Source organism: Gilvibacter sp., from assembly GCF_013214815.1.
GTDB lineage: Bacteria > Bacteroidota > Bacteroidia > Flavobacteriales > Flavobacteriaceae > Gilvibacter.
Genome location: NZ_JABSPU010000078.1, coordinates 1 through 9,296, shown reverse-complemented (window position 1 = coordinate 9,296; position 9,296 = coordinate 1). Strand labels below are relative to the sequence as shown.

The following is a 9,296-nucleotide window of genomic DNA, read 5'->3' as shown; positions in this document are numbered from 1 at the left end:
CATGTGGAATCGAAGATTGATTTTTTGAATTTGTAACTTTGGGATTCATTTTCATTTTATTTTCTGTTTGTACTACAAACGTAGCAACCGCTCCATCCCTATCACGCTCAACCTCCGTCTCCTCCACAACCTTGACCTTGCCCTTCATTTCATCGGCAAATTCATCAATTACCAAAACGATATAGGGCAGAAATTTATGTCCATTTTCAGGATTTAATTTTCTCGCCTTGAACTTGGTATTGTATTCTTTAATGTTACGAACCATAGCATCTTTAAGCAGGTCGTAACGCGCGTCCATTTCAATACAGAGCGAGTTTAAAGTATAGATCACCTTCGTGGTGTCTGTGATGATGGCTTCTTCGGTATCAGGTAGCTTAGCCAGATAATGGCGCTCAATTTTATTGAACAAAGTAAGTTCAACCTTCTTTGGGTCTACTAAAACGAATTTCACCTCTGCCGGATGCTTCTTGTAGAGTAGGGAGGTCAAAATGGCGTTCAACCCAACGGACTTTCCTTGTCCGGTAGCCCCTGCCATCAGCAAGTGTGGCATCTTAGCAAGGTCCACTACAAAGGTTTCGTTGGCGATGGTCTTTCCCAAAGCAAGGGGTAAGGCCATCTCTGCTTGTTGGAATTTATTGGCCGCGATCACCGAGCGCATCGATACAATACGTGGATTTTTATTGGGCACTTCAATACCGATGGTTCCTTTTCCGGGTATCGGCGCAATGATACGAATACCAAGGGCAGCCAGCGAAAGTGCTATATCGTCTTCCAGATTTTTGATCTTGGAAATTCTGATCCCTGCCTCTGGAATGATCTCATAAAGGGTTACCGTTGGACCCACTGTGGCTTTGATCTGTGCAATGGCGATCTTGTAATTGCGTAGGGTCTCTACAATACGGTTCTTGTTTTCTTCAAGTTCCTCCTGATTGATAGTGATCCCCGCACCACCTGTATAATCTTTGAGCAGTTCTAAGGGCGGGAATTTATAATTGCCTAATTCCAGGGTTGGGTCAAACTCGCCAAAGTCTTCTACTAGTTTTTGTGCAGTCTTATCTGCCGGAAGCTCTTCTTCCTCAACGGCCGCCTCAACTTCCATAGTGACCTCTTCTTCTTGCTTCTCGGTCTTAGGGGTTTTGAGCTGGATGTTTTCCAATTCAGGGTCTGGAGTGAGTTCTAGAGGTTTGGACTGTGTTTCTTCTGCTACTGGAGCAACCGTTATTGGCTCTGGTGTAGGTGTTACAGTATCTTCTGACTCCGTAAGTATTTGTGTTTCTGTAGACTCTTCTGTTGAAGAAACCTCGTCTTTAAAGTCTTCTGCTATGGATTCTTTGGTCTTTTTAAGTTTTGCTGCAACCTTATCCGGAGTCACTCGTAGACGCAACACCAAATAGGTGATTAGTAAGAATGCCATTAGAATGGCAGTACCTGTGAAACCTAAATAATCCTGCAAGAAATCGTTCATTTCATAACCCACAGTTCCCGCTAGGATTCCACCTTGGCTACTAAAGAATCCGAAGAAAACGGCTAACCAAAGCATGACTAATAAGCCCCAAAACCAAAAACGACCTAGCGCGCTCCGCTTTAAATCAAAAAAGAAATAGATTCCACTTAAGGTGATGAGCGTAGAGAAAATAAAGGCGGCAATACCCACACCTTTATAAATGAAAAAGTTGCCCAAACCTGCTCCGAATTTACTCAAGAGATTCGCGGCTTCCGTGTCTCGGTTGCCTAATTCTCCTAAGATGGACTGGTCTTGTTGCCAGTTAAAAAAGAAGCTCGCAAAGGCCAGGGTAAACGCCAGACCAAAGAGCATTAGAAAACTTCCCAGAACCACCTGCTGTTGCCGGTTAAGGGTCAGTTTTGGTAATTGGAATCGTTTGGCTTTTTTAGCGCTGCGTTTAGTAGTTTTCTTTTTGGCCATAAAGGGTAAAACAAAGGTACAAATTGTTAACGTTTAAAAAACACCCAAATTATAAGGTAAAATATCGTTATGAGCATTGCAAGCACAATAAAACAAAGGATTTTCTGAATTTCAGCATAGCAGCGCTATGGTTAAATTCAAAAATTCAGTGAAACAATTCGTTTTGAAGTGATTTCAATGCGGAATAGATTTTTTACCTGGCAATTTGGGTAACAATAGTACTTAGTTAAAGTAGGGAATATAGATGATACAACCAATGACAATTGCGATAACTGCAGCAAAAAATACAGCGCCTGCAGCTACGTCTTTGATATAGCCAATTTTAGGATGTCTCTCCGGGTGGATGAAGTTCGCGATTTCTTCAATCGCCGTGTTGGCGCCTTCTGTTGCCATGACCAAACCAATGGCGAAAAATTGAAGGATCCATTCAGTAGCGGTGATCTCAAAATAGAATCCCGAAACGGTCACCACCACGGCAATAACCGCTTGAACCTGGATGCTGGCCTCATTCTTGAGTAGCAGCCAGGCCCCGCGGCCGGCGTATTTAAACGCCATTAATCGTTTGCCGATGAAGGTGTTTTTCATTGCTTATAGCGCAGCGAGTGCAGCAGCGTAATCAGGCTCTTCTCCAACTTCAGCTACTTGCTCGTTGTAGATCACGTTTCCGTTAGCGTCTGCTACTACAACAGCTCTAGAGTGCAGCGCATCAAAGGCTCCGCCTTTAATAGTTACACCATAGTCTTGTCCAAATGCTCCGGTTTTAAAATCAGAGAGCATCTCTACGTTTTCAATGCCTTCAGCGGCACAGAACTGTTGCTGTGCAAAAGGAAGGTCTTTCGAAACACAAAGTACCGTGGTGTTCTCCAATTTTGAAGCCTCCTCATTAAAGCGTCTTGCAGAGGCAGCACATACTCCTGTGTTTACAGAAGGGAAGATGTTAAGGATTACGTTTTTGCCCGCGTAATCTGCGAGTGTTTTTGTTGACATATCGTTGGCTACCAAGCTAAAGTCAGGAGCTTGAGATCCAACAGTAGGAAGTGATCCTACAGTTTCGGCGGGGTTTCCGCCTAGGGTAATAGAAGCCATAGTTGTTGTTTTTTACAAAAATACGATGCCCTTAAAGAGATATCATTAAGGAACTCTTAAAAAATGTCGATTATTTTGAGGTAGCTAACTGACGGATCTTGATGCGGAATGCAGCGAAGATCAAAGTCATAAATGGGCTCAGCCAATTAAAGATCGCAAAGGCAAAATAGTCTACTACAGGAACACCTAAAACACCGCTCTGGTAGGCTCCACAAGTATTCCAAGGTACCAATACAGAAGTTACCGTACCGCTGTCTTCTAGGGTTCTGGATAAGTTCTCCGGAGCCAATCCGCGGTCTTTGAAGGCTTGCGCATACATTTTACCAGGCACAACCAAGGCCAAGTATTGATCACTCGCGGTAACATTTAAAGCTAAACAGCTCATCACGGTACTGGCAAAGAGTCCGAATACACTTTGGAACAATCCTAACAAGGCCTTACTAATCGTTGCTAATGCTCCAATAGCATCCATGAAACCACCAAATACCATGGCGCAAACAATGAGCCAAATAGTGCCGAGCATTCCAGCCATTCCTTTGGCTGCAAAGAGATCAGCAAGTTCTGGGTTGTCTGTGGCTACTTGGGTTTTAACGGTTATGGCATTCATAATGCCTTTATACGCTGTAGTTGCGGTTAGTTGATCGCCGCCACCTATAGTCGCGACAATTTCTGGCTGCGCAATCAAAGCAGCCACACCTCCTAATAGTGTGCCTATAAGCAAGGCGATGAGCGGTGGAGTTTTCTTAATAATCATTGCTATAACAGCAATAGGGACCAGAAACAACCATGGACTCACATTGAAGGCGGCCTCAATATCTGCCAAGTATTGGCTGGTGTCCGCGGGACCGTCGGTTTCAATGGTGAATCCAATAATAATGAACACTATTAGCGTAACTACAATGGTTGGCACTGTCGTGTAAGTCATGTATTTAATGTGCGTAAACAAGTCCGTTCCCGCCATAGCTGGGGCCAGATTAGTCGTATCGCTTAAGGGAGAAAGTTTGTCTCCAAAATATGCTCCAGATAGCACTGCGCCAGCGGTCATGCCAAGACTGATGTCCAGTGCGCTGGCTATACCGATAAGCGCTATACCTACCGTAGCAGAGGTGGTCCAACTGCTTCCCGTAGCAATGGATATGATGGCGCAGATAACCACACATGCGGCCAAAAATATTGTTGGGTTGAGTATTTGCAGCCCGTAATAAATCATAGTAGGTATGATACCGCTAATGAGCCATGTTCCCGCCAAGGCTCCAACCATGAGTAAAATTAAAAGAGCACCTGTAGTAGATTTGACATTTTCCGCGACCTCTTCCAGCATGCGCTTATAACTCACTTTATTGAGAATCCCCACGACTCCAGCAACTGCAGCACCAATAAGAAGGATAAACTGATTGGATCCGCTTAAGGCATCATCTCCGAATACATAAACGTTATAGGCTAATAATCCTACTAAAGCCAAAACAGGAATCAAAGCTTCCCAAATGTTGAGTTCCGTATTTTCAATGATTTTTTGATCCTCAATAGGAATCTCTTTTATATTGTCCTGATCGTTTTGCATGCTGTTAGTTTATAGAACTGTAATGTTACGATTTTAGCCTCCGAATTGCAAACGCAGTGCTAAGGGCAAAATAAAAAACGGGCGCGAGGCCCGTTTGTGTTTTCAAGTGGTTGTGCTTAAACCAGTTCCGCAGTCTGTAGCACTCCAACAGCTTCCATACAGGCTTTCATCTGTTTGAAGGTGCGAGCGATATCATTATCCAACCCGACTGAAAAACGAATCAACCCATCGCTTAGACCCATTGCTTCTTGTTCATCTGCAGGAATCTCAGATGAGGTAGAGCTGCCTGGTGCACTGAAAAGGGTTTTGTAGAATCCAAGGCTAACCGCTAAATAACCCAGATTGCGCTCTTGCATCAATTCCATGAGTTCGTTTGCTTTATCTAAGCTACCTACATCAATGGTCAGCATACCGCCAAAGCCGTATTCTGCATTCATCATTTGTGAGAACACTTTATGACTTGGATGCGAAGGTAAGCCTGGGTAAACTGTTTTTAGGCCTAAACTCTCAAAGGCTTGCGCCAAGTAGAATGCATTATGACTGTGTTGTTTCATGCGGATGTGAAGCGTACGAAGGTTCTTTAAAATAGACGCTGCCCGCATGCTGTCCATGGTGCTGCCCAAAAGCATGGCCGCACCATCATTGACGTTGCGGAGCTGATCTATGAATTCTTGAGTTCCGCAAATAACACCGCCCACAGTATCAGAAGATCCGTTGATGAATTTGGTCAAGCTGTGGATGACCACATCGGCGCCCAAACGTCCTGCGGGAATAGAAAGCGGGGAGAAGGTATTATCAACCACCAACTTTAATCCGTGTTTTTTGGCTAGTTCTGATAAGGCTGCAATATCGGCAACCTCCAAGAGCGGGTTGCTCACCGCTTCACAGTAAAGCACTTTGGTGTTTTCGGTAATGGCTGCCTCAACAAAATCTAACTTTGTGATGTCAACAAAACTGGTGCGGATGCCCATTCTCGGGGTGAAGTTCTTCAAGAAGGCATAAGTTCCTCCGTAGATCGTCCTGCTAGAAACAATATGATCGCCTTGACCACAAAGCTGTAGCAAAACAGGGCAAATTGCGCCCATACCACTAGCGGTCACATTAGCCGTTTCTGTACCTTCTAAAGCGGCCAGCGCTTCTCCTAAATACAGATTGCTCGGTGAACTGTGACGTGAGTAGAGGTAACAACCGTCAGCGTTGCCTTCAAAAGTGTCAAACATGGTCTTTGCTGAAAGGAAGGTATAGGTGGAGGAATCGGAGATGGAAGGGTTGACACCACCAAATTCTCCAAAGTACTGGAGGTCTTGAATATTGTTTGCAGGTTTAAATGCCATTTTAAGTAGGGTTTTATTCATCAAATTTAATTGGGATTTGTAGATTTAACCAAATTGTTACATTTAATTAGTAATTTATTTGGTTAAAAAGCTATATCTTAGTTAAAAATTTAGCCCCCATTCTAAAAAACGCTACGAACACCGAAAAATTTTCTATGCAACTTGACCAAACAGATAAGCAGATTCTGAATATTCTGCAAGAAGATGCAAAAATTACCAATAAAGAGCTTTCCTCAAGACTCAATTTATCTCCAACTGCCATTTATGAGCGCATCAAAAAATTGGAGCGCAATGAGATCATCAAAAATTATGTGGCGCTCTTGGACGAGAGTAAAATTCAAAGAGACTTTGTTGTTTTTTGCCAGATCAGGCTACTCCAACACGCCAAAGACTATTTGACCACCTTTGAGCAAGACATTATTTCTTTGCCAGAAGTATTAGAATGTCATCACATCAGTGGAGATTATGATTATCTCTTAAAAGTGGCTGTGGAGGATATGGAGGCCTATCGTGCCTTTATGGTGACCAAATTGACCACCTTACAGTATATCGGAAATACACACAGTTCCTTTGTGATCAGTGCGGTGAAACACACCACCAAACACGTCATGGATCATGCGTAACAAATACCTGCTCGGGGCAGAGTTTTTAATCTTCTTCGCCATTTTGCCAGTGAGTTTTGCCTGGGATTATTCCATCTGGATCAAAGCAGGTTTGGCCGTGGTAGGATTGACCTACATTATTGTGCGTTTGGTCAAGGATCCTGACAAACCCCTAAAGTGGTTTAAAAATTATCCATGGAAGGCCTTCTGGAAGCGCATTGGACTGCAGTTCTTGATCATTGGGCTTGTGACCACCCTCTTTGTATTGTGGAAGGCACCGGGCAGTTTGTTCTGTGTGCCTAAAAGTGACCCGGAATTGTTTGTGAAGATATTAGGAGTCTATACCTTTCTGTCGGTATGGCCGCAGGAATTGATCTATAGAACGTATTTCTTTAGTCGTTTTGAGTCCTTATTTCCATCTAAGAAGGTGTTGATCTTTGTAAATGCCGTGGTCTTTTCATTGGCTCACATATTCTTTAGAAATACCTTGGTAACCGTTTTGACTTTTATTGGCGGGTTGCTGTTTGCCTATACGTATATTAAAACACGATCGACCTTATTGGTCAGTATTGAACACGCGGTTTACGGCAACTGGCTATTTACCGTTGGGATGGGAGATATGCTGGCTTTTCCCGGGATGGATGCCTGTGCAGCTTAAGACTTAAGGAGGGAATTATTATTGCGACTAAGGACTTAGGTAGAACGCCAAAAGCTTTGTAAATTTGCAGTCGATTTAAAATCATTTTTTATGAGTTCATTTGATGTAGTAGTAATTGGATCTGGCCCTGGAGGCTATGTTGCAGCCATTCGTTGTGCACAATTGGGGATGAAAACTGCCCTGATCGAAAAGTACAATACCTTAGGAGGAACCTGCTTGAACGTTGGTTGTATCCCGAGCAAGGCCCTTTTGGATTCTTCTCACCACTACGAGGATGCAGTCAAGCATTTTGAGGAGCACGGAATTGAAGTTCCGGGCGAAGTGAAAGTGAACTTAGAGAAAATGATTGCGCGCAAGCAATCGGTAGTAGATCAAACCACTTCTGGTATTGACTACTTGATGAAAAAGAACGAGATCACCGTATTTCACGGGATGGGTTCATTTGTAGACGCCACGCACGTAAAAATTGACTTGACCGAAGGTGGAGAAGAAACCTTGGAAGCCAAGAACATTATTGTTGCTACCGGTAGTAAGCCATCGACCTTACCTTTCATTACCATTGATAAAGAGCGCATCATCACTTCTACAGAAGCACTTAAAATGCCAGAGATCCCTAAACACTTGGTTATCATTGGTGGCGGAGTTATTGGATTAGAGCTCGGACAGGTTTATCGCCGTTTGGGTGCTGATGTTTCTGTTATTGAGTATATGGATCGAATCATTCCGACCATGGACCGGGCACAGAGTAAAGAACTCACCAAAGTGATGAAAAAGCAAGGAGTTAAATTCCACGTTTCTCATCAAGTTACTTCTGTGGAGCGCAATGGCGACGAAGTGACTATCAAGGCCAACAACAAAAAAGGCGAAGAAGTGAGCTTTACGGGAGACTATTGTTTGGTTTCTGTAGGGCGTCGCCCGTACACAGATGGATTGGCGGCAGATAAGGCTGGAATCCAAATGGACGAACGTGGCCGTATTGAGGTAAACGAGCACTTGCAAACCAACGTCTCAAACATCTACGCTATTGGAGACGTAGTAAAAGGAGCTATGTTGGCCCACAAGGCAGAGGAAGAAGGTGTGTTTGTTGCAGAGACCATTGCCGGTCAACAACCGCATATTAACTACAACCTAATTCCTGGAGTAGTATACACTTGGCCAGAAGTCGCCTCTGTTGGAAAAACAGAAGATCAACTTAAAGAAGCTGGAGTAGACTACAAAGTAGGACAGTTTGGAATGCGCGCCCTAGGTAGATCTCGCGCCAGTGGTGATATCGATGGATTTGTAAAGATCCTTGCCGATGCTGCTACGGATGAGGTATTGGGTGTTCATATGGTAGGAGCTCGTGTTGCTGATTTTATCAGTGAAGCCGTTACTGCTATGGAATTCCGCGCCAGTGCTGAAGACATTGCACGTATGAGTCACGCGCACCCAACCTATGCAGAAGCTGTAAAAGAGGCTGCATTGGATGCTACAGACAAACGTCCATTACACATTTAATTATTCCTCGCTCATCGCGCGTTTGTATTGACGAATCAAGGAACGCGCCTGTAGTTTCCAAGCCGTTTTGACTTTGTCGAATTCGGTATAGGCATCATTAGTGCCAAAATCGTTGAGATTTGGTGCTGAGATGATCCCTAGTGCCATTACAGGTTCGCTATCGTCTGAGGTGGAAATGATCTTGTAGATTCCGTATGTGACGCCATTGTCTTCAATCTCTCCGAGTTTTTTAACCTCATTGTTGTATTCCGAGACGTAATCACCCACATAATTATATACACAGAGCTCCGTAAAGGCATTGGGTTCCAAATACTCCGCTGGGATCAGATCGCTCAATTCGGCATCAACTAAAGCCTCCATGATCTCGTAACGCGAGTAGAAGGGATCCATATACTGTTTGAGAATGTCTGGTTCTACAGTAAAGCCCATAGCCATGTATTTAAGCATGGATTCTGTTTTGGTCCAAGGATCTTTAGCATAGGGTGTGAAGATCTGTTTGAGAATCTCACCGCTGTCTTCTGCGTTCACTGCCGGATCAGACTCGGCTATACTCATATAGTAATAAAGCAGGTTCTCATTCAAATGGTAACTTTGATTGCGAAGGACGGTGTCTTGGTACTTGGCCATTTGATTA

At 43.8% G+C, this 9,296-nt stretch carries 9 protein-coding genes; 3 read left to right on the top strand and 6 right to left on the bottom strand.

The window, feature by feature from the left end:
• The 5 genes from HRT75_RS12715 to HRT75_RS12695 all read right to left on the bottom strand — a co-directional run.
• Positions 1-1,924: DNA translocase FtsK 4TM domain-containing protein (locus HRT75_RS12715; protein ID WP_291187393.1), on the bottom strand; the 1,924-nt coding region annotated here is incomplete at its 3' end.
• A 222-nt stretch (positions 1,925-2,146) separates the two neighbouring features.
• A complete protein-coding gene (locus HRT75_RS12710) occupies positions 2,147-2,509 on the bottom strand; it encodes a diacylglycerol kinase family protein (protein WP_291187390.1) in 363 nt (120 codons plus the stop codon).
• Between the two features lie 3 nt (positions 2,510-2,512).
• The gene (gene tpx / locus HRT75_RS12705) at positions 2,513-3,010 is read right to left on the bottom strand and encodes a thiol peroxidase (RefSeq protein WP_291187388.1); all 498 of its coding nucleotides are present in this window, start codon (positions 3,008-3,010) and stop codon (positions 2,513-2,515) included.
• 70 nt (positions 3,011-3,080) lie between these two features.
• Positions 3,081-4,571, bottom strand: coding sequence for a Na+/H+ antiporter NhaC (gene nhaC, locus HRT75_RS12700; protein WP_291187386.1), 1,491 nt, complete (start codon positions 4,569-4,571; stop codon positions 3,081-3,083).
• A gap of 116 nt (positions 4,572-4,687) precedes the next feature.
• The gene (locus tag HRT75_RS12695) at positions 4,688-5,905 is read right to left on the bottom strand and encodes an aminotransferase class I/II-fold pyridoxal phosphate-dependent enzyme (protein ID WP_291187402.1); all 1,218 of its coding nucleotides are present in this window, start codon (positions 5,903-5,905) and stop codon (positions 4,688-4,690) included.
• A 155-nt stretch (positions 5,906-6,060) separates the two neighbouring features.
• On the opposite strand from HRT75_RS12695, the gene HRT75_RS12690 reads away from it, so the two are divergent.
• The 3 genes from HRT75_RS12690 (at position 6,061) to lpdA (ending at position 8,662) form a co-directional block, all read left to right on the top strand.
• Positions 6,061-6,528 (top strand): Lrp/AsnC family transcriptional regulator, encoded by a 468-nt coding sequence (locus HRT75_RS12690; RefSeq protein WP_291187384.1) that lies wholly within the window; start codon positions 6,061-6,063, stop codon positions 6,526-6,528.
• Entirely contained in the window at positions 6,521-7,165 is a 645-nt protein-coding gene (locus tag HRT75_RS12685) for a CPBP family intramembrane glutamic endopeptidase (protein ID WP_291187382.1), read from the top strand. Before HRT75_RS12690 ends, HRT75_RS12685 begins: the two co-directional genes overlap by 8 nt.
• Before the next feature lie 90 nt (positions 7,166-7,255).
• Positions 7,256-8,662, top strand: a complete 1,407-nt coding sequence (gene lpdA / locus HRT75_RS12680) for a dihydrolipoyl dehydrogenase (protein WP_291187380.1) — start codon at positions 7,256-7,258, stop codon at positions 8,660-8,662.
• Here the strand turns inward: lpdA and HRT75_RS12675 are convergent.
• Positions 8,663-9,296, bottom strand: a 634-nt coding sequence (locus HRT75_RS12675; RefSeq protein WP_291187378.1) for a hypothetical protein, incomplete at its 5' end; no start/stop codon positions are given.

Coding starts and splice junctions, on each gene's coding strand:
- HRT75_RS12710 (WP_291187390.1), bottom strand. CDS start 2,509: ATGAAAAACACCTTCATCGGCAAACGATTAATGGCGTTTAAATACGCC.
- HRT75_RS12695 (WP_291187402.1), bottom strand. CDS start 5,905: ATGGCATTTAAACCTGCAAACAATATTCAAGACCTCCAGTACTTTGGA.
- HRT75_RS12685 (WP_291187382.1), top strand. CDS start 6,521: ATGCGTAACAAATACCTGCTCGGGGCAGAGTTTTTAATCTTCTTCGCC.
- tpx (WP_291187388.1), bottom strand. CDS start 3,010: ATGGCTTCTATTACCCTAGGCGGAAACCCCGCCGAAACTGTAGGATCA.
- nhaC (WP_291187386.1), bottom strand. CDS start 4,571: ATGCAAAACGATCAGGACAATATAAAAGAGATTCCTATTGAGGATCAA.
- lpdA (WP_291187380.1), top strand. CDS start 7,256: ATGAGTTCATTTGATGTAGTAGTAATTGGATCTGGCCCTGGAGGCTAT.
- HRT75_RS12690 (WP_291187384.1), top strand. CDS start 6,061: ATGCAACTTGACCAAACAGATAAGCAGATTCTGAATATTCTGCAAGAA.